This is a genomic window from Desulfovibrio inopinatus DSM 10711 (genome assembly GCF_000429305.1).
Classification (GTDB): domain Bacteria; phylum Desulfobacterota; class Desulfovibrionia; order Desulfovibrionales; family Desulfovibrionaceae; genus Alteridesulfovibrio; species Alteridesulfovibrio inopinatus.
In genome coordinates this window covers 230,265-255,083 of sequence record NZ_KE386879.1, presented here as the reverse complement: position 1 = coordinate 255,083, position 24,819 = coordinate 230,265, and the positions used below count along the sequence as shown (strand labels likewise).

General features: G+C 50.5%; 18 protein-coding genes and 2 pseudogenes. 11 read left to right on the top strand and 9 right to left on the bottom strand.

From position 1 onward, the window contains the following. Positions 1-291: 291 nt before the first annotated feature. The 7 genes from cas2 to G451_RS0123630 form a co-directional block, all read right to left on the bottom strand. The gene (gene cas2 / locus G451_RS0123665; RefSeq protein ID WP_027186184.1) at positions 292-591 is read right to left on the bottom strand and encodes a CRISPR-associated endonuclease Cas2; all 300 of its coding nucleotides are present in this window, start codon (positions 589-591) and stop codon (positions 292-294) included. A gap of 77 nt (positions 592-668) precedes the next feature. Further along, the gene (locus tag G451_RS31385) at positions 669-2,384 is read right to left on the bottom strand and encodes a CRISPR-associated endonuclease Cas4/Cas1 (protein WP_051261842.1); all 1,716 of its coding nucleotides are present in this window, start codon (positions 2,382-2,384) and stop codon (positions 669-671) included. A 238-nt stretch (positions 2,385-2,622) separates the two neighbouring features. After that, on the bottom strand, positions 2,623-6,072 hold the full coding sequence (cas12b, locus tag G451_RS0123650) for a type V CRISPR-associated protein Cas12b (RefSeq protein ID WP_027186183.1): 3,450 nt from the start codon (positions 6,070-6,072) through the stop codon (positions 2,623-2,625). 130 nt (positions 6,073-6,202) lie between these two features. After that, complete coding sequence (locus G451_RS34385; RefSeq protein ID WP_156921783.1) at positions 6,203-6,346, bottom strand: hypothetical protein; 144 nt, start codon at positions 6,344-6,346, stop codon at positions 6,203-6,205. A gap of 21 nt (positions 6,347-6,367) precedes the next feature. Continuing rightward, on the bottom strand, positions 6,368-6,607 hold the full coding sequence (locus G451_RS31380; RefSeq protein ID WP_034643713.1) for a zinc ribbon domain-containing protein: 240 nt from the start codon (positions 6,605-6,607) through the stop codon (positions 6,368-6,370). After that, positions 6,607-7,716: a type I restriction endonuclease gene (locus G451_RS0123635; RefSeq protein WP_027186182.1), complete on the bottom strand. Its 1,110-nt coding sequence runs from the start codon at positions 7,714-7,716 to the stop codon at positions 6,607-6,609. Before G451_RS0123635 ends, G451_RS31380 begins: the two co-directional genes overlap by 1 nt. Positions 7,717-7,741: 25 nt before the next feature. Next, positions 7,742-8,380 carry a LexA family transcriptional regulator gene (locus G451_RS0123630; RefSeq protein WP_027186181.1) on the bottom strand — a complete coding sequence of 213 codons (639 nt, stop codon included), beginning with the start codon at positions 8,378-8,380 and terminating at the stop codon, positions 7,742-7,744. A 126-nt stretch (positions 8,381-8,506) separates the two neighbouring features. Between G451_RS0123630 and G451_RS0123625 the strand changes: the two genes are divergently transcribed. The 4 genes from G451_RS0123625 to G451_RS34380 all read left to right on the top strand — a co-directional run bounded on the left by G451_RS0123625 (position 8,507) and on the right by G451_RS34380 (position 12,182). Continuing rightward, on the top strand, positions 8,507-8,797 hold the full coding sequence (locus G451_RS0123625; RefSeq protein WP_027186180.1) for a hypothetical protein: 291 nt from the start codon (positions 8,507-8,509) through the stop codon (positions 8,795-8,797). A gap of 57 nt (positions 8,798-8,854) precedes the next feature. Continuing rightward, positions 8,855-9,376: a phage regulatory CII family protein gene (locus G451_RS33300; RefSeq protein WP_051261841.1), complete on the top strand. Its 522-nt coding sequence runs from the start codon at positions 8,855-8,857 to the stop codon at positions 9,374-9,376. Between the two features lie 75 nt (positions 9,377-9,451). Beyond that, positions 9,452-11,905: an NAD-dependent DNA ligase LigA gene (ligA, locus tag G451_RS31370; RefSeq protein WP_051261840.1), complete on the top strand. Its 2,454-nt coding sequence runs from the start codon at positions 9,452-9,454 to the stop codon at positions 11,903-11,905. Further along, entirely contained in the window at positions 11,886-12,182 is a 297-nt protein-coding gene (locus tag G451_RS34380) for a hypothetical protein (RefSeq protein ID WP_156921781.1), read from the top strand. Before ligA ends, G451_RS34380 begins: the two co-directional genes overlap by 20 nt. On the opposite strand, the gene G451_RS31365 is transcribed toward G451_RS34380, so the two are convergent. Next, the gene (locus G451_RS31365) at positions 12,124-13,320 is read right to left on the bottom strand and encodes a tyrosine-type recombinase/integrase (RefSeq protein WP_156921780.1); all 1,197 of its coding nucleotides are present in this window, start codon (positions 13,318-13,320) and stop codon (positions 12,124-12,126) included. The two genes, G451_RS34380 and G451_RS31365, sit on opposite strands and share 59 nt — an antisense overlap. 548 nt (positions 13,321-13,868) lie before the next feature. Here G451_RS31365 and G451_RS0123605 point away from each other — a divergent pair. The 3 genes and pseudogenes from G451_RS0123605 to G451_RS34375 form a co-directional block, all read left to right on the top strand. Beyond that, a pseudogene (locus tag G451_RS0123605) lies at positions 13,869-14,153 on the top strand (methyl-accepting chemotaxis protein); the annotation flags it as partial. Between the two features lie 196 nt (positions 14,154-14,349). Beyond that, entirely contained in the window at positions 14,350-15,057 is a 708-nt protein-coding gene (locus G451_RS0123600) for a PAS domain-containing protein (protein ID WP_027186178.1), read from the top strand. Beyond that, the gene (locus G451_RS34375) at positions 15,033-16,511 is read left to right on the top strand and encodes an ATP-binding protein (RefSeq protein WP_156921778.1); all 1,479 of its coding nucleotides are present in this window, start codon (positions 15,033-15,035) and stop codon (positions 16,509-16,511) included. The genes G451_RS0123600 and G451_RS34375 overlap by 25 nt, the downstream gene beginning before the upstream one ends. 258 nt (positions 16,512-16,769) lie before the next feature. On the opposite strand, the pseudogene G451_RS34370 reads toward G451_RS34375, so the two are convergent. Further along, positions 16,770-16,951, bottom strand: a pseudogene (locus G451_RS34370) (transposase); the annotation flags it as partial. 562 nt (positions 16,952-17,513) lie between these two features. Here G451_RS34370 and G451_RS0123580 point away from each other — a divergent pair. The 4 genes from G451_RS0123580 to G451_RS31355 all read left to right on the top strand — a co-directional run. Continuing rightward, entirely contained in the window at positions 17,514-20,651 is a 3,138-nt protein-coding gene (locus G451_RS0123580; protein WP_027186175.1) for a Nif11 family protein, read from the top strand. A 99-nt stretch (positions 20,652-20,750) separates the two neighbouring features. Beyond that, on the top strand, positions 20,751-21,224 hold the full coding sequence (locus G451_RS0123575; RefSeq protein WP_027186174.1) for a VOC family protein: 474 nt from the start codon (positions 20,751-20,753) through the stop codon (positions 21,222-21,224). Between the two features lie 342 nt (positions 21,225-21,566). Continuing rightward, on the top strand, positions 21,567-21,995 hold the full coding sequence (locus G451_RS0123570) for a hypothetical protein (protein ID WP_156921777.1): 429 nt from the start codon (positions 21,567-21,569) through the stop codon (positions 21,993-21,995). Positions 21,996-21,997: 2 nt separating this feature from the next. Beyond that, a partial coding sequence (locus tag G451_RS31355) for a CHAT domain-containing protein (protein WP_034643709.1) occupies positions 21,998-24,819 on the top strand: 2,822 nt, incomplete at its 3' end.

The following is a 24,819-nucleotide window of genomic DNA, read 5'->3' as shown; positions in this document are numbered from 1 at the left end:
GGCATTGCCACATAAGCCTTCTCACATGAAGTTTCGAGCAGTGAAGAACCGATAGTGTTTCTATCCGTATGTGCGACCCTCTCTATGAGGATACATTTTTATATCAAAATGTTATGCCTTTCGAGCGGGATGAGGGACTCATGGCGCATTGAGCTGCTCGAAGAAATATCAATGATCGGATGAATGACAAAGAGTTCAGGCGGGTGGTTGTCTGTGGCAACCGTGGCACTACCGCCAGAAGAGCGTGACCCTATAGATCACGCTCTTTGTTGACCCAATTGCCATGTTTTGTCAATAAATCATGATTGCGTTATTACTCGCCTCGAATGGCGTTCCAATAGTTGTCCAATATTTAGGCATTGTATCCGTTTTCCCTTTGACAGGACCCAGTTTGATGAGAATTGCTTGGTCTTCCTTGTGGTTTAAGACACATTTTATCTTATCTTCAAGAATGACGTAATCTTTCTCACTGAGTTGGCACAAGAAAACAGAGTACTGTACATGGTCTCCATACCCTCGTAAAAGTTTAAACATTCGACGTAAACGTTTTTCGTCGGATACATCATAAGAAACAAGAAAAAAGTGTCTCATCGCTCTACCTCGTAGTTAGAGGTCAATCTCATCAATCATGGTTCGGGGCGTGTTCGTCAAAAAAGTGTCTCATCGCTCTACCTCGTAGTTAGAGGCTTATAATCTTCCAATTCCCCCATTATTACTCGTCCAAAGAGACGGGCTTCCAAGGAAAAGATACGTCGATAGTTCAATCGGTAGCCAAAAATGGGATGCGTCACCATGGTGTCCACTCGTTGCTCATATGCTTTAATCCATTTCTTTTTCGCCTCAGACTTGAAGGCACAGTTCGAGGTCGTCATAGCAAAATCATTGGAGACAAAACGTCCCTCGTTCATTGCCCGCAATGCAGCCGAATCAACGACTAGCGGACGGAAGGGTTCCATAAGATCAAGCGCCAAGGCAGGACGTCCCGGAATTATGGCGTGATAGAAACCATACAGAGGATCAAGTCCGGCTGAATGAATGGCAGTCATAAAGTCCCGCAACAGCATCGCATATCCAAATGAAAGAAGAACATTGACAGGATCTTTGGGAGGGCGCTTAGTACGGCCATTCATGGAGAATCCAGCCTTGACTAGATTCGGCATCAAAGAGGGAAAGGCATCCCAATAGAGTCTCGCCGCACTCCCTTCAAGACCGCGTATACGTTCCAGGGAGTCGGCTTTGACAACGTGTTTTCGAATATCCCGTAATGCTCCTAGAGTTGAGCCAAGTTCTGCTTGATCACCATTACGCCGTAACAAAGTTCGTTGGTTTTCAATTTTCGCGGCAACGATATTGCGTGTGAACTGAAGCTGCAAAGCTGCATTATCACAATGCCGATATTGCGTTCGCCGTAACTGAACATTTTTTTCAAGAGGAGCTGTTGTTACGGCACGAAGCCAGCCTCCAGCTGTGAGCCACGTCACACCTATACCTCGGTCGGCAAGTTCAAGTAACGCTTGGGTTGTCAGTTGGACGTTCCCCCAACAGCATACATGGGCAATATCCTTCAGGGGAATAAGAGCTGCTTTTTCATCAGGAGGAGAAATTTTGAGAGATTCTCCTGATTTCCCTATGCGTGTTCCTGGCGTTGTAATATGAAGCTGGCCGCAATCGTCGCGACCAGGATACAATTGCCGAGGTTCATCCAATCGTTTTTTGAGATGCAGTGTTTCATCGGGGAGGCAAATGTGGTTAAGCGAACAGCGAACGCATTTGGGAGAGTCTTCAAAAGGCTCGGGCATGGGACAACCTGCCAATGCTTTGGCTTGATCCGCGACCCATCGTAGGGCGTCCATTAACGGAGTGTCGGCATTGATTTCTACCAACGTGCGAGTTTGACGATAATAAATTCGTCCCCGACGACATTGGTATCCTGCTTCACAGAGCAAGGCCATTTGGCCGGCAAGCTGCACTTGGTCATTGTTCCAAGCTCCGGGGGACAGGGTATATGGCCCCACAACACAAGAATGTGTACCATCTGGAGCTGGACCTTTTTTCACCTCTACAGGGATTGTTTCGTCTACCCCCTCAAGAAGGATATCAAATTTGCCAACAATGGAGAGGTTGTTTGAAGAGAGGGAAACATGTCGAGCTTTTTCTTCTGGCCATGGGACCGTATCATCATTCTGATTAGCGGACGCTGCCGCTTTGGTCTTGGTCAGTCTTTTCTTGTGAGCTAGGCTTCCCTTGACAGTATCTGTGTTATCCTCAAATACACCTTGAACATATACGAGATGAAACAAACGAGGACAATAAACATATTCATTAAGGCCACGGATTGGAATGAAAAATGAGGATTCGGTGGATGAAAAACATGTATCCGCCATGGCTTTTCTCCTTATAGGTTGCAGGAGCGTCGAGACCGAAAGGGATATTGACGTCATCCGTCAGCCAATACCTGACGGAAAAGCGAAAGCGATACGAAATAAAAGACGTGGTAAAGACAATAAAACAAGTATAACGGGACCGTGAGAGAATGATCCAATAGAACACAATATTGTTAACAAACGATATAATGACAGTCAAAAGTAATTCACTAGTAATTCACTTAAAAGTACGTCCTCTTCACCCCAAAGAATGGGAAGCCATGACCTTCCAAATCATGGCGCGTACTGCTGGCCAAAACTGTTTGGCCGGTATCCAGACGTTGCAAGGAAAAAAGATTCCTGATGAATCGCGGAAGACTGTGATACGTCCTGTGTCGTCTTCCTCCGGGAGTACGGACAACACGTCTTCAAGCTCGTCGTCTCCATTGTTGTCCTGAAGGGGTTTTATTTTCTTTTTTCCCAAAGACTTCATGACGAACCGGTTCATTTGACTTGTTGACCCCATGTCTCGAACCAACTCGAAAGCTCCTTGTCCATTTTCAAGCTGCTGCAGGGCTCCAAGAAGACGAGCTCCTGGGGTGGATGCGAGTCGTAACACGTCGTCACCGTGGGGTTGACAAACAAGCCGAAAGGCCTCGCCGCATCGACCGAAAAACCGGCGTTGTAAATTTTGGGCAGCATTCATATCGGCATGAATGACGCAAAGTGTTTGTCTTTTGGGATGCAGGGTAGCGAACTGTTCGCCTCCATCCCAAGGAACAAGACTGCCTGGCCTGATTTTTTCAGACAGCAATCGAAGCTTTTCTTCTTCAGACTCGACTTTTGTATTGCCGAGCATCCAAGAAAGTTCCCTGAGAAGGTACGGTTTGGGCAAATCGTTATCAAAGTCTCTTTCTAGAAGAAAACGACAACGTACACCGGGGGCACCTGTCGCCGCGTGAAAACGACTGCTGAACCCCGCTGCAGTATTTTCGACAATTTGTCCGTAGAGTTCGGCTTGCATCGTTGTTTCTGCCACGATGGCTCGATGGTTCCACTGCATGAGTTGGCTGTTCTCTCGACGAGGTCGATCCACGCGAAAGCGATATCGTGCGAGGTCTTCAAATAATATGAGCTGACAAGGCTCATATCTTTGTTCCCAACCCTTGCCATGAGGGAGAGGAATATACCCGCGAGCAGCCTGAACGATAGAGTCGGCTCCTGTTTTGATGCGGTCTTCCTTTAGGGAATTGATATGGTGGAGCAGCCGTGATGCCAAAGAACCAAACCGGGCTGTATCCTGGCGATTAATGGCACCGTAAGTACGACCACGTAAGCTCCAACTGAGAAGCAGTTTTCGAACGGCATCAAGATATTCCAACATCCAAATGGACTTGCCGCCATGATAGGAACGTGTTTTGTACCACATCTCCCGCGATGTCGGACGGGGACGAGTTCGCTTGCGCCAATCACTGATATGTTTAGCCAGACAGGCTTCCGCTTTGTCATAATATGTTTGGCAATGCTGACGCCATAACTCTGGAGTTGAGCGAAACGGGGCAGCTCCCAACCCTTGGAAAAGAGAGCGTGGAAACGCTTGTCCAGGCACAACGTCTTCTTCTCCCCATCCTTTAAAGAACTGTTCAAGCAATGCATCACGACGGTTATCGTTATCTTCTTCACCTAAGCGGAGTAGGCTTTTGAGGCGTTGTATGTCGCGTTTCAGTGCATAAATTTCCGCTCTTGCTATGCTACGCTCTTCCTCTTCCTTTCGAGAAGGGGTTTCGCCGGGGAGCGTCAGTTTAAAACTACGTTCATGCTTGGCCCACAGTTTATTCGGGCTGTCCATTGATCTCTCATCGGCAACAGGGAAGGCACGGCCTGTCTCAGGCTTTCCCTCGATGAGTTCAAATACTGAGCAGGAGGCGAATGTTCGCATGCCCAAGTCTACTGACAAGACACGGAGACCCGGCTGCAGCGTACGTGTATGTTTGCTTTTATTCGACAATGCGGTTTTAAAATGATGTACCTCCGGCGGTGTACGGACACGGCCCTTACCATCAAGCCAGTTCGGGGGAGCCTGTGTTGCCACATCCAGGGTCAATTTGAACCAAACGGCTCCCGGACGTTCCAAAAGAGACTCCTCGCTGCGTTCGTCGTGTTCCATATAGGGTCTGTGGAAAAGAACCTCAGCTCCGCCAGCCAAGCCGGCAAACTGCTGAAAACCGGAACGGTAGTATAAACGATTTTTTTTCTTCTCAAGTTTTTCCAGAGTTAAATCTTGAATTTGTCCGGATGGTGCCAGCGGCACCCTGATCTTTTTTTCAATCCAGGTTCCGTGCGCATCGTCGACAAGCAAAGGCAACGTGATGTGTAGAGCGTTTTCTGTACAATCCAATGCATATTGACGGAGATTGCTTCCTCCTGGAGCCTCGTACAGTATCCATCGAGGGTGGAAGCGGGGATGGGCAAAGGTCATCAATGCATACGGTTTTCGTCGACGCAGAACTTTATCTACCGCATTGATGCGAACCAATGGTGTCACGCTGTCCCGAGGAGACCACAAATGGACATGCCTATCCTGAGCTAGCCAGTTGAACAGATCGGGATCGCCGAATTTTCCCCGAAGTTGTGTTTGAAGCTTTGACAATATGGTCACGCGTTGTTCTTCTGTTGCACCCTTGTCTATCCATTCTTCACGAACGCGGTTCCAGGCACGCAGAGAACGTACTCCAATCCGGTAAGGGTTCGAATCGTCGGCCAGCGCGATGCTTTTCAATGTACTATGGCGTTTGGCTTCATATTGTCGGAGCAAAGTAAAATCGTCTTTGAATTCGTCGGATGCTGCCTCAAACTCGTCTCGCCGTAGTTTCAAGGAATTGTATTCTGCACGTGTTCTATGATTCCAACTTTCCCAGGAGATAAAGTGAGCCACTGCAGCGCGTACAGCAAGACGGTCCCATGGACTCACGCCTTTACCTTCAGGGTCAAGAAGATGTCTAAAAAATGGGTTAACAAGAGGCAACAACCCCATTTCTTTGAGTTGTTTTATAAGTGGTGCGTTCCCTTTGGTCAGCTCATCTTGCTTTTTCTTTTGGTCACTGACGAAATCATCTTGCCACGGTTGCCCAGATCGCAGTTTTCGAATCCAGCGGGGAGGGCTACCTGGCTTATTAAGTAACGACTGTCCCTCATCACTCTGAATCCAAATTTGAGAAGCGGCTTCCCATCCTGGAGCCTTTTCTTCTTTAAGCTTCATCCAAACCGGCGGTGGATCAAGCACCTTGTCGTAGACCGACAAGCCTCCTTCGCTTTCTGCCGACATGAGCGGACTGACCCAGGCGTTAGCAGCTTGAGCATCGCCTGCCTCGTTGTTTTCGTTGACCGAAGGAACAAGACGTTCGTACAGTTGCCGCAGTACATCAAGAATCTCTTGGTCTTCATAGGTGGATATACAGCCGTTGTGGCGTTGAGCAGCTTTGGCAAAGGCAAGAGCTTCTTCTTGGACTGCATGACGTGGAATCTCGGCTTCCTTCCCCTCATTATCCACTGTTCTGTAGGCTTCTCCACGACACAGCAACAAGAATTCCTCAATACGTTTCGTCGCTTGGTTAACCAAACGGTGTGTCGAAAATAGGGCGCGTCGCAATGTTGCGTTTTCAGGATTTTTCCCAAGAACAAGTTTCAGATTGATGGTGCGGGTGGGCATAAGTTTCTCCAAAGGCACAGACCAAGTGCAGCAGAGAGGCCGAGACTATAAGGTTATTGGGAACACGATCTATCCTTTCACGAATTGAGTTGTAATAGCAAAAAAACGAAGAAATAAAAATATAGCACATTTAAGACAAAACAACGTCACCAGCCCCGATATTTATCGTCACGTCCTCCCAATGGAGCGAAAAGATATTTACAAAGCCGGCGATGGTCATGTGGAGGATATTCTGTAGGTCGTTTTTGCCAATAAAAACGAGGAGAGTATCCATTGGGCTCTCTTTTCATAATGGTCAAAACCAGCCGTTGGCATAGGCAATCCAAAGAATAACGATAATAAGGAGGAGTCGAAAAAGACATCCGCCGCAGCTCGTATCATTGAGGAGCGGAATATCATAGAGGGATGGGAGTTTCCCTGGGAGTGTCTGGTCATTTTGTTGTTGTGCCGGCCGAAACGGGCACCCGCAGTGGGGACAGGATTCGGCGCGGTCCGAAACGTCCGCGCCGCATTCTGGGCATTGGAAGAGGGCCATTACGCGTTTTCGTTATCGTACATCTTTACTGCCTCTTGGAGTGCTGAGGCGTGTTTGTAAATGTCGTTGAGGCTGTCGATGGGGTGTTTGTCTTCGCTTTTGTCGGCGGTGATGATGCCTAAATATTTTTGTTTTGTGTTAAATCGCAACCGGCAAATCGGTTTGCGGTTGTTGTCGTCGAGCAGGATCCCGAAATAACTCTGCGTATCGCGGGCCGCAACGCGGTCAACGTCGCAGGTTTCTCGGAGGATCGATTTCACAATGAGATAGCCCTCGGTTTCTTCCGGCGTGGTCACGATTTTCGATTTTGCGGATTCATCGTCGTGGTCTCCCTCGTCTTCTTGGAGAGAGGGAGTAACTTCAACCGGCGTACTCGGTATAGCTGTTCCGGGATCGGCAGACATGGCCGATTTGAGCCGGGCATTGATTTTATCATTAATAAAATGGGTTACAGCCCGTTTCACGATGTCGATGAATTGTTCTCGGACTGCGGGTGTAAAACGGCCGGTATAGACGCGCGAGGTGAAAAACCGGATGAAATCGTCGGAGGGGGATTCGATTTCTGCATCGAGAACTTTTTTGATTTCTCGCGTATATTTAAGTTCGGATGCCGCGAACAGGGCGGATTCAAGGTCAAATCGCGGTTTTGACAGTTTTTTGAGTTCCGGAACGAGGGCTTCGTCGATGGCGAGGAGGTTGAATTCCATGAACGGCCTCGGGTCGAGCACATTTCTGTTTTCCAGGTCGGAGAAGAACAAATAGCGCAAGCCGTCGGTGAGAATCGCAATCCGGACTTCGGATACACTGGAGAAATAGCGATAGAGTTGACTGCTGTTTTCCTGCACCAACGGGGAGTCGCACGACTTGCATTCGATGAGGATAATGGGGGATCCATCTTTCATGATGGCGTAGTCGACTTTTTCCCCTTTTTTGACACCGATATCGGCGGTGAATTCCGGCACAACTTCCAGCGGGTTGAACACGTCGTAGCCGAGAAGATTGATAAACGGCATCACCAGGGCGTTTTTGGCGGCCTCTTCGGTTTGAAGATGATCCTTTTGTTTTTGTGCCTTGGACGACAGGGCGTACAGCTGTTCAGCAAAATCCATGCGATCCTCGTTTTATCGTCATTCATCATGGAAAATCTCTGCACAAATGCAAAATCCGTCCAACAACGCCAAACTCCGGTGTATCGAGCTGGCTGCGGGGAATCGCTCGTTCTGGGTATGCCGGGTTGGCGTAACGCAGAATTAACGAGGATGGCGCGAACTGGAGCTGAACGCATTCCAAGCAATCCGCAATGCGGACAACATAGTATTTGTAGCTGACAAGTTCTCTGTTGCTCTGGTCCACGAGCACGCGGTCCCCTGGTAATATCGTCGGCGCCATGTGCTCACCGTCCGCTACCATCAAAAGCATCTTCTTGACGGAGCCTAAGCTGCTGAGCCAGTCGCGCGAATAGACGGCTTGACGGAGCGGGTCATCCAAAAAGGTGAACGTGCCGTCCGGGCAAAGTCGTTGGGTAATGACGGGCACCCCCGTCGTCAGTGAATCCGTCCCATCAAGGACTTTCGCTCCAATCCCGTGCAACAGATATTCAGGGTTGGCTCGGTGTGATTCGATCAGACGCCGTATCCACGAGTCGGGGACGCTTGTTCTCCGTGAATAAATAGACACGGTAGAAGGTGCAACTGAAAGCAACTCGGCTAAATCGGTTTGCGTTCTGCGTCCCGTTATTTCTTTCATTCTTTCGATAATTTCTGCACCACGCATTTGTCAATATTCCCTTGATATTTCTGAGTATTGTATATTTTTTGAAATACAAAAACTATATTTTGTTGACTAAATATATTTTTCGATTATACAAAACTCATCAGTGTTGAACAAAAAGGATTCACCATGCAACCTCACGACGTCGAGAAACCTCTTGGAGCTTCGCCTGGAGAAGAAGCGGTTTTTGCCGTTTTGGCCCGCTATTCCGGCTGGAAGCCCGCACTTCGAGCCTATTTTGCGTACAAGAATCTGGAGCACGGTTCCGTTGGCAAATTACTAGGCGTCTCCCGTCAAATGGTTGGCCAGTTATTAGCAGGGTCAAAAACACCAAGTCAAAGAATTAACCAACTCAAAGAATTGGGACTCCCGGATGAGTTGTTGCCACAACAAGATGCCACCGGAGTACGATCTGTTTAATTCATAGTTTAATGCTATCAATAAAAATTGATACGATTTATAAAAGGGGTGAATATCGTGTGCGGCAACCTGTTACAAGTTGTTCACGACTGTGTGATTGAATCGCCGAACGGCGTCTCCTGTAAAGCGATAGCGGAGAGCCTGGGCAAGCGATATCCGACGTTGATGGCGGAACTCAATCCGGAACAGGAATCGCACAAACTCGGTATCGAATTGCTCATCCCCATCATGCAGCAAACCGGCAGTACCACCCCCTTGGAATATATGGCCCAGCGTATGGGCGGGGTGTTCGTGCCGCTTCCGAAAATTTCCGAAGAACACGCCAATATCAAAAGCATTGAAGCCTTGCGTGAGTTTACGGAATTCATGACCGTCGTGGCGGATGCATGGTCCGATGGAAAAATTACGAAAGCTGAACTCGAACGCATTGATACCGAGGGAGGGCAAGCCGTGGCCGCCATTGAAGCGCTTCGGCTGCAGGCCCAGAAGGCCCTCGAATCGCAAACAACCGCCACGCTCCAGGCGGTTGGCGCATCCGGCGTGTCGAAAGAGGAGCAACGGCGCGTGAGCCGGCCGTAATTCGCCGGTCCGGTTGCTGGCGGCGTTTTTCGTTACGCCCTCGAAGAACGCCGCCCAAATTTTACGGAGAATTCCATGCAGGCAGTTCGCGAACGCTATCACGAGATGTCGGCCCAAGTGGCCGAACACAACCGGCGCTATCATACCGATGATGCGCCGCTGATCTCGGATGCCGCCTATGATGCCTTGGTTCGGGAGTTGCGCGCTCTGGAAATCGCGAACCCCGATGTGGCTGGGAAGGATTCGTCGAGTGTCTCTGTAGGCGGTCCGGTGCGCACGGGGTTTGCGCCGATTCGCCATGCCACGCCCATGTTGAGCCTGGAGAATGTGTTCAACGAACAAGAATGGGAAGCCTGGGCGAAACGGTGGGCGGCGGCGGGCGTGGAAGGGAAATTCCCTGTCCGGATTGAGATGAAAATGGATGGGTTGGCCCTTGAACTGCTCTATGAACAAGGCCAACTCGTGCGGGCGTTGACACGCGGCGATGGCCAGACCGGCGAGGATGTCACGGCGCAGGCCCGCCAGATTGCCGGGGTGTTGCCTCAGATTTCAGAGAAAAGGCGCATCACGGTGCGTGGCGAAGTCATCATGCCGCGTTCCGTGTTCGAGGCGCTCAATGCGAAGCGGCAGGCGCAGGGAGAACAGCCGTTTTCCACCCCACGGAATGCGGCGGCGGGGTCGGTCCGACAATGGGATCCGGCGGTCACGGCTGCGCGCAAGTTGCAATTTTATGCCTACGATATCGTCGAAAAAGCGGCTTTGCGCTTCAAGGAGTTGGGGCATGTGTCGGCTTGGTTGCGGGCTGATGGTTTCGATCCGGTTCCGGGGATTGGGTCGAGTCTGGAGCGGGTGCCGCAACATTGCCAGTTTGAGGCCCGACATCTCGATGTAGGTGTAGGAGATTACGATATCGATGGCCTTGTTATCAAAGTCGATGCCATAGCGCTTCATGCGGCGCTCGGCGCCACGGCCAAGGCTCCGCGTTGGGCTGTGGCCTGGAAATTTTCTGCGGAACACCACACGACGCGCTTGCGTGACATCACCATTCAAGTCGGCCGGACCGGAGTCTTGACGCCGGTGGCGGAACTCGATCCGGTCCGGGTGGGCGGGGTCGTTGTCACGCGGGCCACACTCCATAATGCCGATCATGTCGCCGCCTTGGGCGTGCACATCGGCGATACGGTTGCCGTAGCGCGGGCCGGTGAGGTTATCCCCGAAGTCGTGCGCGTGGAACGGCATACACCGGAAAGCCGGGAATTTGTTTTTCCGGAGACATGTCCGGAATGCGGCCAATCCGTCACACGCCGCGAGGGCGAATCCGCGTATCGGTGCGGCAACAGCCAGTGCCCGGCGATCATGCGCGGCCGGGTGATCCATTTTTGTTCCAAAGCCGGGCTCGATATCAAGGGCGTGGGCGAACAATTTTTAGTCGATGCCATGGCGGTGGGGTTGGTGAAAACCCCGGCGGATGTCCTGGCCTTGCGCCGGGCCGACATCATGGAGTTGCCGCGTATGGGCGCGGTGGCGGCGGCCAAGGTTGAACAAGCCATTACACAGGCCGTTGCCGATGCGGATCTGGCTCGTGTGATTGGCGCGTTCGGTATACGCCATATTGGCCGGACCGCTGCCACGGCCTTGGCGCGGGCGGCGCGGTCGCTGGATACGCTCATGGTTATGGATGAAGAGGCGTTGCTCCATGTTCCCGGTATCGGCGTCGAGGCGGCGTGGTCGATATTATATTTTTTTGCGGATGCCTCGAATCAGGCCATGATAGCCCGGTGTCGCGATCTCGGCTTGGATCCGGGGAATACGGCGCAATCATCACAATCGGCTCGGCCGGATGGCCCCATGACCGGCATGCGGATCTGTTTTACCGGATCATTGCCCATGTCACGCCACGAGGCGGAAACACGAGCTAAAGCGGCCGGGGCAGAAATTGTGCCCGGTGTGAGCCGCGCCACCACGCACCTGGTAGCCGGAGCGCGGGCCGGATCCAAACTGATCAAGGCGGAAAAGATCGGATGTACGGTATTAAACGTCGAGACGTTTTTGTCGCTGGTCGAGGCTCCGGAAAGAGCAAGAAAGACACCGCGTGCAGAAATGGTGCAATTGTCACTGTTTGATGAAGGACCGGCACACGAGGCGATGCGGTCGCATCCGCCTGAAAACGCGACTGTCCACCGCACGGTGAAATCTCCGGAAGATCGGAATCGCTCGTCGTGCGTGTGTGCCTGCTCTGGGGAGCAGGACAAAACAGCTTCGATTGGTGCAACGAATGCCGAGACGTGGGGCTTCCCTGAAATCGTGGGAAACGTTGCATGGGATATTTCATCTGCTTCAAATGTGGCTCCAGACGCGCGTATCCGCCAAATACATGCGCGCCATAGTCATGAGGTGGAAACGATGTTCGCGGTGTCACGCTCTATGGGTGGCAAGCGAGCGGATAGCGGTGAGGTGGTTGAGCCGAGTGGCCTGGAGGGGAAAGACGTCAGGCGCAGGACGGGTGATTATGGCTTTACAGGAGTTTGAACAAGAATTTGTCGCAGCATGGGAAGGGCATCTTCCGCCGTATTTCGGAAGGCAAGCAATCGAGACGCTGTTCCCCGGAATGATTTCAAGTAAAACCGTCGCCAATCTGGAGTCGAAAGGAGAAGGCCCGGACGGTGCCTATCGTTTGGGCGGCAAGGTCGTATACAAACGTGAAAATTTTGTGCGCTGGCTGGTCGATCGAGGGTTTCACCCCCGATCTACTCAGGATCTGTTGGTCGCAAGTGGTCAACGGCGTAACGCCCACGGTCGGGGATAAGGTGGGCATAGCGCATCGTCATTTCAATGGTTTTGTGCCGGCACAACTCTTTGATGAGATAAATATCGGTGCCGGCCAAAACCAGCCACGACGCAAACGTGTGGCGCAGCGAATGGAAGACCAGTCGGTGCGCACGATCCGTGATGCCGTCGTTGAATCCGAGTTCGTTGATGAGATCGCGGAAAGTGTGGGAGATCCACGACGTCAATGTCTTCTCGCGTTTATGGGGATAGACCATGACAGGATCTATCCCTTTTCGACGTTGAATAACCATCATGGCGTCGGCATTGAGATAGACGGTGCCGCCGGTTTTCAGTTTGGGATCATTGGGCAAATGGATGATGGCATGGGCGATGTCGACATGTTCCCACCGCAAGCGGACCATTTCCTGACGGCGCATACCTGTATTGAGTCCCAAGACGATGAAATCGTGGATATCGGGATGGCGTTTGCGGGCAAGCTCGATAAGAGCGTCGGCCTGATCATAGGTGAGAAAACGCTTCCGAGCGTTGTCGCTCTTTTTCAGCGTAATGCCGGCGGCCGGGTTTTTCTCGGAGTAGAGCGGATGGCCGTCAATAACGATCGTACCGGCGATATTGTAGGCCCGGCGCAAGACCGCCAGGACCTGGCGCACAGACGATACGGACAAGCCCGCGTTGAGCAGGTTGTCCCGCAATTCCTCGACCATGGCAACCGTCACCTGTGCGGCCGGCGTATCCCCCAAAAGAGGCAAGACATGCTTGGCCAGGCGCAAGCGGTCGGTCTCATGACTGGATTTATTGGCAACGGCCCACGGCATGTAATGGTCCATACACATGACTCGGACCGTCAACGCCTCGGCACGAGCAGCCAAAACAGCTTGCTCTTTCTTCGCTTTCGTTTCTTGCGCCGCCTGTTCACGCATTTCCCGCAACGTCCGAGGACCGCTTCCTGTGCGCTGGGCTTCTTTCAGTTGAGCTACGAGATTTCGAACGCGCCCAAGCGTCCACCCTTCAGATTGGTATCCAATCCCTTCTTCAATAACCTTCCCATCAAGCCGACGTTTATAGAGCCAGTATCGATCTGGCTTGCCTTTATGCTTCCTGGTCTTATGCTCACGGTAGCGAATGCCCGTATATGCTGTGCCGATAGTGCTCATATTTCCCTTGATATTCAGCCCCACAATAGCCCCACATCACGCATCAACACCGGGAATTTTTGGGACTGCCGCAAACGAAAAGATACAGATTTTACAAAGGTTAAACAAGCACCGGGAAATAGTGGGAAGATAATTTATCATGAATTACAGGATTTAGGATCCAGCGCTTCGGCGTGGGGGTTCGAGTCCCCCCTCTCGCACCATAAATTTAAGAATACCGGATGGTTCTGCTTGGCTTGAAGCTGAGGAGGGTTATCCGGTTTTTCTTTTTTGACCCAAATTTAGCATGCCTTTTGTAATGACGGCGGGGGGTACAGCTAGTTCCCTGCCCTGCTCCATTTTTCTATTTCTGGTGACTTGTTGTAGTCTCTACAGATTCTACACTATTAAAAGGTACCTAGGCCCCCGTGATCGGTTACTTTTTGATCGAGATAACATTTGACTATAGATCAACAGAACCCTATCAAATAATCATATAGGAAGCGGCTTTTTTCCTTGAAACGCGCCGGACGGGATGAAGACAATGCACTCAAGACAGCGCAAGCCGCAATATTTCAAGCATGGAACGAACTGGCAAGGTCGTAGAAGAAGCTACAGGGCTAGTTAAGCAAGCCGGTGACGCCCTAAATGAGATTGCGACGCTGGTGGACGACACGGCCGGACAAGTAACTGTGATTGCAACTGCATCGGAAGAGCAATCGTCAACCAGCGAAGAGATCAATCGAAGCATAGATGGTGTGAACCGCATTTCGAAGCAAAGCTCTGACGCCATGCGCCAGTCTTCCGCAGCTATCAGTGATTTGGCGTCCCAATCTCAAGTGCTGCTTCCTTGATTGAGGAGATGAAAAAAAGCTAACGTTGTTTAAACAAGCAACATGTAGTGAGTCTGTGAAGATACGTAAGATGCTACGGATTCACTACATGTTGCTTGTGATACATATCTCCTCTGTTATATGCCAATCTTATCATAAAAAGATTCTTTAAGCAGCTATGTATATGAATCATATTTTTAATGGCAGGAGGTTGACGATGCCAAAGACAAAACACTCTGAAAGATATAGATTGTATATGGAGTTGAAAGCAGCCCAAAAGAAAATATCTGATCTTGAAATGGAAGTAACAACTTTGAGAGAATCAAAGTTGTATAATGATCATTTGTTGCCTTTAGACATTCTCAGTAATGCTCCCTATATTATACACGTTAAAGACTTAAGCGGTAAATATATTTTTACTAACAAAGGATTTGACTCTCTAACTGGTCTGGAAAAAGGTCTTAGCATTGGAAAAACAGCCTATGACCTATTTCCAAAAGACTTGGCTGACACCTTTTGCTTCAATGACAAAGAAGTTGTCTCCGCTGACTCACACCTTGAATTTTGTGTCGTTCTTCGTGTCGGTGAAAAAGACCATGCATTCCAGCTGAAAAAATTTTCTCTGAGAAACGAAAATGGAGAAATATACGCTACCTGTGGGATTTCAATGGAAATCACCGAGTACAAGGACGCATATAAAGCGTTTAAACTGAATGAATCCCGTCTAGAAGCTCTTCACGTCTTAGCGCGGATGACCTCGTCCACGCTACAGGAACTAACCGATTTCGCTTTGGAGGAAGCTATAAAGCTTACAGAAAGCAAAATTGGGTACCTTGCATTTATGGACGATAAAGAAGAAACGCTGACCATGTACAGCTGGTCGAAATCTGCCATGGAGGAATGTCAAGTTCAGCAAAAAAAATGAGATATCCGGTTGAAACAACAGGTCTTTGGGGAGAGGCGGTGCGTCAAAGAAAGCCGATTGTCACGAATAATTATAGTGCTGCTAATCCTTCAAGAAAAGGATATCCCAAAGGTCACGTGCATATTGAGCGTCATATGAATATCCCTGTGTTTGAAAAGGGAAAAATCGTCGCCGTAGCGGGTGTAGGAAACAAAGATGACGAATATAATGAAAGCGATGTGCGGCAGCTATGTCTGCACATGGACGGCATGTGGGCCACCATACGCAGATGGAAGGACGCAGAAGAGCAGAAACTATTACGCAATTACCTTTCTAACATTGTCAACTCAATGCCATCACAACTGATCGCAATCGATATTAACGATAACATCACTCAATGGAACACCGAAGCCCAAATAAATACTGGAGTCACTCAGGAAGAGGCCCTTGGTCAGCCATTAAATAAAGTCTTGCCCGACTTAGAGCCAATCATGCAGTACGTCCGATCAGCCATCAACAACGAAACAATCCAGATGGTTCCGAAAAAACGCCGTATCGTCGCAGACGAGGAGCGGTATGAAGACATAATCATCTATCCACTGACGGCGAATAGCGTGAATGGGGCAGTTATTCGTATAGATGATGTGACTGAACGTGTTCGACTTGAAAAAATTATGATGCAGTCTGAAAAAATGATGTCTTTAGGCGGGATCGCCGCAGGCATGGCGCATGAAATAAACACACCGTTAGCCTGTGTTATCGGTTTCTGTCACAATATGCGAAAACGCATATTTGCTGACCTGCCAAAGAACAAAAAAATCGCGGAAGAGTGTGGTGTTTCTTTGGAACAAGTTCGTAATTATTTACGACGTAGAGATGTTCTTAGCATGCTGAATACAATCTTAGAAATGGGCAATCGTATTAACACGATTGTGTCGAACATCCTCGGCTTCAGCCGTATAAACTCAGGCGAATTTAAAGAGTACGACCTTGCCAAGCTCCTGGATGATATGATCAGCCTTGCGGCTAATAACTATAATTCACAAGAAAATTATGATTTTCGCAACATTGAAATAGTCCGAGAATATGAGCAACTTCTTCCGCCTGTATTGTGTAATGGAAACGAATTGCAGCAAGTGTTTTTGAACCTTCTCAACAACGGTGCCCAAGCTATGGCGGAAAAAATCTACAATACAGACCATCCACGTTTCATCTGTAGGCTTAAAAAAGATGAAGATATGGCCATTATTGAAATCGAAGACAATGGCACAGGCATGAATAAAAAAACACAAAAACGTATTTTCGAACCTTTTTTTACTACAAAATCAGCAGATAAAGGTACAGGCCTTGGATTATCAGTCTCTAACTTTATAGTAAAAGACCACCACAAGGGTCAAATGTACGTTGAATCTGAACCTGATAAATGGACTCGGTTCACTATAAAACTTCCCCTCGTGTCGCGTCCGCAGCTCTAGCTGGATGTTGATTTTCTCGCCGAAACGTCTGATCGTCCTGAAATACAAAGGGGGATGTCCCATGGGCCTTGGACGACAAGCCGACAGGCAGATCACAATGCGGATCAGCTTTGATATAATCCCCAGATCCAGGTGACGCGCCGTTCATACGGACTCCAGTCCTTGTTGACCAAGTATGCTTTTGACCGCTTCGTCGAGGACCTTCTGCGAGTTTTTTTTGATGCATCCCGAGTCCATCGCTCCATCTCGCCTGACCGTTATTTTTACTCTCTCGTTACTGTAATTCTCAAAGCTTCGAAACCCGTATGCTCGACGTTGTATGAGCTTCATTTTTCGATGAAAGCCCTCAGTGATGCCGTTATTTGGGTGTATCGAAACATCCGAGCCACTTTTTCCTGCCAACTCCGTAACGTTCTTCCAAGTCTTTTTAAAGGCGCAAACAAGTCTTCCTGAAATTGATTAATTTTTTCAAGCAATTGAGCGACGTGGCTAAAGTTGAGCACAGTCCGCCCCGTCATGCAGTCACTTGTGACCAGGAATTCGTCAATGAATTTGCTTCTGTTACGCTTGTGTTTGGACATCCAGTCCTCTGTATTGATTAAATTATAATTAAAAACAGTATGATAGGGTATGATTTGTATCGTGCTAGGCTGGTGGCTTTCTCAAGTTAGTTTTAAGGAAGTTCGCTTCACATCCTCCTGGAGTAGTTTGGAAAACCAGGGCCGCAGTAGCGTTTTGAAATCAGACAGTGGACTGTGGGGGAGAACGGGTTTGCGCGTCCTCCCAAAAAAACATATGGAAAAAAATAATTGCAATCCTACTTCATTACCCACAGCGTTCAGCAGTTTGGCTATAGCCTATACATAAGAAAAAAACTGAGCGCAGGTGAGCTTCCTCGATAGCGGGAACGACGGGCACACAGAGTGTGAAAAGGCGATGAACAACGTTCGGCTGCATTGTAATTATTTGTAATATTGACAAATATACACATGGAGGCGGTTTATGACCGTAAGCAATGCCATTTCCTTTGTCCATGAAGCTGTCCAGACTCCTGAAATCTGGACCCAGCTCGAGAAGGCGAAAACTCCCGAGGAGGTGAAGAGCCTGGCCAGCAAGAAAGGATATTCCCTGAATTCGGCAAACCTCAAAACCGCTATCGAGTACATAAACAGCCAGTGCAGTAAAGTTTCCTCTATCAATGGGACTTCTCCCACCATTTCTACGACGGCCATTGGCAAGGGAACTGGAGTCTCCTTAGGTACTGCGAATCTTGACATTTCGACGCCTGACGCCTCCACCATCTCCATGGCCCAACCCGTAGCCCAGGGAATCGGCGCTGCAACAGATGCTACGTCCTCAAACGAGCTCACCAAGGGCGAAGAACGTGAGGAAAAGGCGGCCGTCGTGACGGCCACCTTCAGCGGCTATTCCCTCAGCGATGCCAAAAAGCAGGTCACCGACACGATAGACAAATGCATGAAAGACGGCATGAGTCAGTCGCAGGCCATCACGTTCGCCAAGGCCAAGGAAGACGCCGTCTATTCCGTGGTCAGGCGTTGGGCGGACAATGGCGTAACTGAAAAAATATATAAAACCGGGCAGGTAGACGTCCCTGAACCAGGCGATGGCATGGAAGCGGGGTCGGCGACCATAGATACCATGAGTGGCGCTGATAAAAAGAAGCTCATGCTCGCATTCGCCAATCAAGAGGTGACCAAAGAATACGCCGAGAGCTCCCCCGCAGGATACACGGATGGTATAAAAAAGTTTGAAAAAGACGTTAAGAACAAAAATTACAAGGATTTGATAAAGGATATCGCAATTGGAGACCAGGCGGCGACCCACACCCCCGCCGATTACGCTTCGAGCTTCAAGTCCTCGGACAAAGCCCTGGAGGCCATGCAGAAGCTGGCTGACACCCAGTCCGTGAAAACCGTAGGCTGGACCAACGTGCAAAGCGCCCTGACCGCGAGTGGGGTTTCCACGTCTCATGCCCGTACAGATGTATCCACCATGGTCTCGGCTCTGGAAAAGGGTGGTTTCAGCGAAGACAACAGCTACACCATTCTGCAGGCCTTGGGAGACATGGCCAAGTCCAAGGGCCTCTCCGAAAAGGACATCGTCTACCTCTGTGACAAGGTGGCGAATCATCAACTTGGCAAATTTTACCAAAGTGCTGGGGGGGCCGCCCCAACAAACACGGACAAGGAAGAGGTCGCCAAGTCTATCGGCGATTATCTGCTCACTCTGGGCCAGAAAATAACAAAGGGCAACTCTCCCTCTACAAGTCAGCTGGACACCATGATCACTTCCTTGGACACAGAAGTGAAGCAAGCCATGGGCGACAAGGCGGACTCCCTGTCCGACTACCTCAAAGCGGTCAACCTGGTGGCGGACAAATACGAGCTTATCGGACCGGATGGAGAGCTGCCCTCTGCCATCACCTCCTATCTGGAAAGCGAAGGGGAGAGCGAAACTTCGGCCCAAGAGACCTTGAAGGGGATGAACACCACACTGAAAGATATCCCTCAGCCTGGCCGGGAGGAGTTGCTTATGTCCATAACCTCGCTGGCCAAGCAAAAAGAACTTCCTCTGAGCAGCCTGAGGGCCATGGTCGACAACACACCGCGGTTCGTCAGTCTGTTGGTGAACAATCTGGGGCATACGCCCACCACAGATGATTACAAAGCCATCGCCGGGGAGCTGTCCAACTTCTACGACGTAGCTGGCAAGTTCATCACCAAAGGAAAGAAGGTTGATATCGACGGTATGGAGGAGATGCTCAATACAATGAGCACCATGACCAGTTCCATCAAAAAGGAACTGAACGTCAGCTACAGTCAGGCGTTCAACATCGCTTGCAGCAAGGTCGGCATGGAGCAGGCTTTCAACCTTTCCGGTGCCAGCTCCACCGAGGCGGACAAGGCATTCACCCAGGAATACCAAGCCCTTGTCAAGTCCGGCCTGACCGCGCAGCAGGCCTCGGACGTGCTCTACAGCAGCTCCCAATTTGTGGAGGCAAAGCAAAAGCAAGGGGTGGACCCGCAGTCGGCCATGTTGGATTTTTTCAAACAAGTCAAGAGCCTGAGCAAATCCGACACGTCTCTGAGCACGAAGGAGGCGGCGGATATCATCGCCATGAAAGGTCAGTTTGAGAACGCGCAACAGTATTCACCACCGCCTGAGGCGACTGTGAGCGATATCATGATCGAATCGGGCCTGAGCATCGGCCTCAGCTCCAGCAAAGCCGGCGAGGAGTTCGACTCCCTGGTGCAGAAAGCAATCCAAAATGGTGACGACCCCGTCCTGGCGGTCTCGCAGGACTTGAGTACCGTAAAAACGACCATGTCTTCCCTGAAGAGTGCCATGCAAGAGGTACAGAAAAGCGTGCATCCGTATAAACGGGATGACAACCGTTCTGATTCGCAAAACGAAGCCGTGGAGAAAAGCTACAACAACACCGTGAAGCAGGTGCCTCAGACTCTTGTGAACCTCTTCAAGAGGAACCTCAACGCCGGCCTGTCGCAGTACCAGTCGCTCAACGAGGCCTGCGTAGAGATTACGGTGCAGAACAAGTGGGACAAAATTCTCGGCGGCTATGGATCGACGACCTTGTCAAGTGATGTGAGCAAAAAAGTAGCGAATGGGGCCACCCCCTATATGGCTCTGGTCAGTTCCGCCAAGCCGTGGGTAAAATCCATGGTCAAAAGTTCCGAAATGGCAAGTGCCTTTAACGACGCCCTGAAGACTGATTACTTTAAAACTTCATCATCCACTGACATAAGCAACTATTTCACCTGGAAAAAATTGTTCGATAAAATAGGGGGCAAGATCGTAGGCAAGTCCATAAACAAAGCCTTTACCTCCAGGGAGCGAATCACAAACAGTGATTTGCAAAAATACTTATTTGACTCATCCGATAATGACGTAATGGATGCGTTTACCTTGGATGACGTGAGCTTGGATACGGGTGAAGACGTGGCAGCGCTAGCGCCCAGCATTCCTGAATCTCTGGGCGAGGCGAGCGCCCTTGAGCTCTCGGGCGACGTTATCCTGACCGAAGTTATCTCCACAGTGGGTACGGAAGTGCTGGGTAATATGCTCGGCGATTGCTTGTTAGCGCTTTTTGGCCTGGCATGAGGCGCCTGTCGCTCGGGCGAAACATGTGACTGAAATACTTCATCTCTAGCGGCTTTCGTGGCCGCGACCACATGCAGGAAAAAACAAACGGAGGAGACAATGGCGAACAATCCCTTACTTGATCGTGTATTTATCGCCGGGTGCGTCACCAGTGACTTGGAACGACAGAAGAACTTCTACGCATGTCTTTTTGATTGGACGTACGAACCTCTTGAGTCGGCCATAGCACGCGAAGTCGTGATAGCCAAAAAAAACGGTATTCCCACGGCCGCCTTCGCCAGCCTGCCTTCCCAGCCTCATCCTTTTGACACCGAGCCAAATTGGCGGGTTGTCATTTCCGTGGACGATGTGGACGCCTACGCCGAAAAGGCTGTGAAGCTTGGAGGTGAGATCGCCATGGCTCCACACGGCGAAGGCGAGAGAAGAAGCTGTATTCTCAAGGACCCCGACGGGCTGCTCATCGTCATCAAGCAAGCTCCTTCAATGATGGAGAAGAAAGAGCCCGGAAAGGAGAAAAAGTTGGAACAGGATATGATCTCTCGTATGCGACGTCTGGCCAACATCATGGGCTAAGCCGTAGAAGCACCGGGCCGGTGCGAATCTCAAGTGGACCAGCCTATTGCTGCGGGCTGGCGGTGCGCTGGCCTTGTGTTTGCCAGACATTTCGCTGGCAAAGCATAAACGCCCCCGGCTATGCAGCCCTCGAACGGGCGGAACTTCTTCAATGTGATGAGAATTCCCCTGGCAAGGCTGGGGGAGTTCTCATCCTGTTCAATAGGCTTGAGCCCTGAAGGGAGATCTCTGCACGGCAAAGCATCTCCATTTTTCTTTATCGCCTCCCAGAACCATATCTCTTGAATATTCTTCAGCTCTTTCTATTTGGTGATTGATTTTTTCTATCACCTCGGGAATGGTATGCGCATATTTCATGATATGGAGGGCGGGATGGGCCAGGATTCGTTTCGGATTGTTGTTGAAGGCGATGGAGCCGAAGGGGTCGCCGATGCATTGGCGCGTGAGGTAGCTGACATTTTTAGTGTTGACGATGTACCGATACATATTCGGAACCAGGCTGGTGGAGAGGGGAAACCCGAGAAAGGATTTCTGGAGTGGGCTTCGTTTGTGTTGAGCGTTGTCAGTGTCATTCCAACGGTGATCGATTTGACCAACCGGGCCAAGTTGGTTGGGAGGTTTCGTAAGCTGATCGGGTTGGCGGAAAAGACACAGCGCGAGGTGAAGGATATCACGATTCTTATTGAATTTAACGATGGAAAGCGCACCGTGTTATCCGGAAGCGATGCTTCGTTGCTGTTGGAAACTGCCAGGAAGTCGTTGGAGCAATAGATATGGCCATTCGTTTCGAGCTTGTGGGCACGGATTTACATTTGTGTATCGGGGAAACCGTACAGACGCGCTCTCTGCAACCTGAAGACTTTACTGTGTTGGCAAATTTGGCAACGCAGTATGATTCCTGTTTGCGCACATGTGGCTCGCTACGCGGAGACGAATTGGTCACGATCGGCACGGCATTGTTCGAGTGGTTGGACGGTGACCAGGGGTGGATGGAGGATATTGAAGAGGAAAACGCGCCGATTTTGGCGTATTTCTGTTCCAGGAAGCGCAAAACCCTATCTCCGGAAGAGATGATATTCTTATCGGCGCCGTGGGAATTGATTTATGACGAGAAACGATTCTGGGCGCATGATCCCAATATTGTTTGGTGTCCGGTTCGACGCTTAGGGAAAGCGAAGGGCACGTTGCCGGTTTCGGAATATGCACTGTCTCTCGCGTTTATGGCGGCCGCGCCCGACTCGCAGACGGTCTTGAATTTCGAGAAGGAAGAGCAGGGAATTTTGGAAGCCACCAAAGACACGCCGCTTGACCTTGTGGTGGAAGAAAGCGGAACCCTGGAAGGGCTGATTGATCTGGCCTCAACGTATAAGCCGCTCGATGTGCTGCATGTTTCTTGTCATGGAGGGAAAAAGCCTCCGACATTATATCTGGAAACAGATATTGGAGAAAAAGACCTCGTTTCGGCAACCGACTTCAGTACTCAATTGGGTAGTAATAGACCGAAGCTTCTCTTTACCTCCGCCTGCTTGAGCGCGGTCAAAGGCTCAGGGGATAATGATGATGATTTGCCAGCGTTGTCCCACGCATTGGTCCAGGCCGGATTTCCAGCCGTACTGGGCTGGGCGGGAAGCGTGTATGACCATGAAGCCAGTTTGTTTGCAAAACACGTCTATGCAAAGTTGGCGACCAAGCAGTCATTGGAAAGCGCGATAGCGTATGGTCGACTGAATTTGGTTCTTGAGACAAACAAGAACGGAAGCGCGTCTCGCGATTGGCATTTGGCGCGACTGTTTCTTGGCGCTTCTGGCGGCGGGGTGTTGTCTGAAGGCGCGATGCAACGCCGCCCCATACACCGGGATCATGGGCATAAGGAATTTCTTGATACCAAAGGCGAGCAGGTTCCCGTTGCCAGTCGAGAGGAATTTGTTGGGCGTCGTCGACAGATTCAGACGATCTTGCGGACATACAAAGACAAAAAATATGCCGGCGTCCTCGTGCATGGAGAGGGGCGGCGGGGCAAGTCGAGCCTGGCGGCACGTATTGGGCACCGATTGCAGGGGCATACCATAGCCGTTGTGCTGAACCGGTACGATGCTTTGGCCATTATAGACGCTGTGGGCAAGAGTGGACTCAAAGGCGTTGTGGCGTGGGCGGAGAAACACAAGGCAGTTGTTAGGGATAATCCGGTTGCTTTCCATGAGGCGCTTCAGGAACTGTTGGGCGAGATTTGCCCACAGGATAAACCGCTTTACCTGGTTATTGACGATTTCGAGCAAGTCTTGGACAAACCGAAAACAGATGATCGTTTTCATGTGGTCAAGCACGCTGTTTCGCACGATATCGCGACGGTCATTCAGGCGTTTCAGACGGCAGCATCACAGAATTTGCCGTCATGCTTGTTGATCACAAGCCGCTACGAATTTCATTGTGTGGATCGTTCCGGTGCGGACGTGGCCAGCCAGCTTGTTACGGTTTCGTTGCCGCCCATGGACGAAGTGGACGGACGTAAGCAGGTGCGGGCAAAGGATGCGGTATTGCTGCGTGAGGACGCGGTACTCCCCTTGGGCGAAGCACTGCAGAATCGTATTCTTCAGGCCGGTCAGGGGAACCCCGGATTGATTGACCTGCTGACGTCGATTGCCTGTGAAGACATAAAGGCGTTGGAAACGGCATTTCATGCTCTACAAGACTATGCCGACTCGGGGAACGTCCCGGAATCGGGCCAGGTGGCCGAATTTCTGGAAGGGTTGTTGCTGGAAAATATGGTCGCTCTGTTGCGTGAGGATGAACGCGAAGCATTGCGGGCCGCGACCCTGTTTGAAATTCCTGTGCCGTCGGTGGCGATGACAGAATGTTTTCTCGCGACAGGCATGAACACCACAGACCCCGGCGCTTCCCGGCTGCGTGCGTTTGGGCTGCTGGACACGTTTCGCGATAGTGTCCAGCCCACGTCCATGGCGTATGCGGTTGCTCCGTTAGCCCGCCCACTTGCCGGAACGGTTTCGGAAGAGGAAGCGTCGAGCCTGGCTCAACAAATTGTACCGGCATTGTTTGCAGCCTGGGGCGACAAAGATGATTCCAAACGCTCCCCGCAAGTCAATATCGAATTATTGCGTCTGGCTGTGCTGGCCGACAACGCCGAGGTAGTTCAAGTGACGGCCAACGATGCTTTGGGCTGGCTGGCGGATAAAGATCTTTACACCATCGGTGCTCCGCTCTCGCGTAAGGCCGAAGCCGTGCTGCAACGGCATGGCATTTCTTTGACTTCTGCTCAAGCTCGAAGGGCAGGAGACTTGCTTCAAGGTGCAGGGGAGGTGCATGAAGCGCAACGCCTTTTCCAACATGGTATTGATCTGTTACCGACAAAAACGTCTCCCGACTATGACCTTGATCTCCATATCAGCTTATTACGTCGATTAGCGGATGTTCGAAATAAAACCGGTGGAGTGGATACCGCGTTGGATGAGTACCAGACGTGTTTACGTCTTCTCCCCCAAAAAGGATCTGAACGACTCCATGCTCTTCTTCAAGGCGACATCGCGCGGATTTATGTTTCGAAGGGCCGTGTTGACGAGGCGCTTTCGCTGCATGAGGA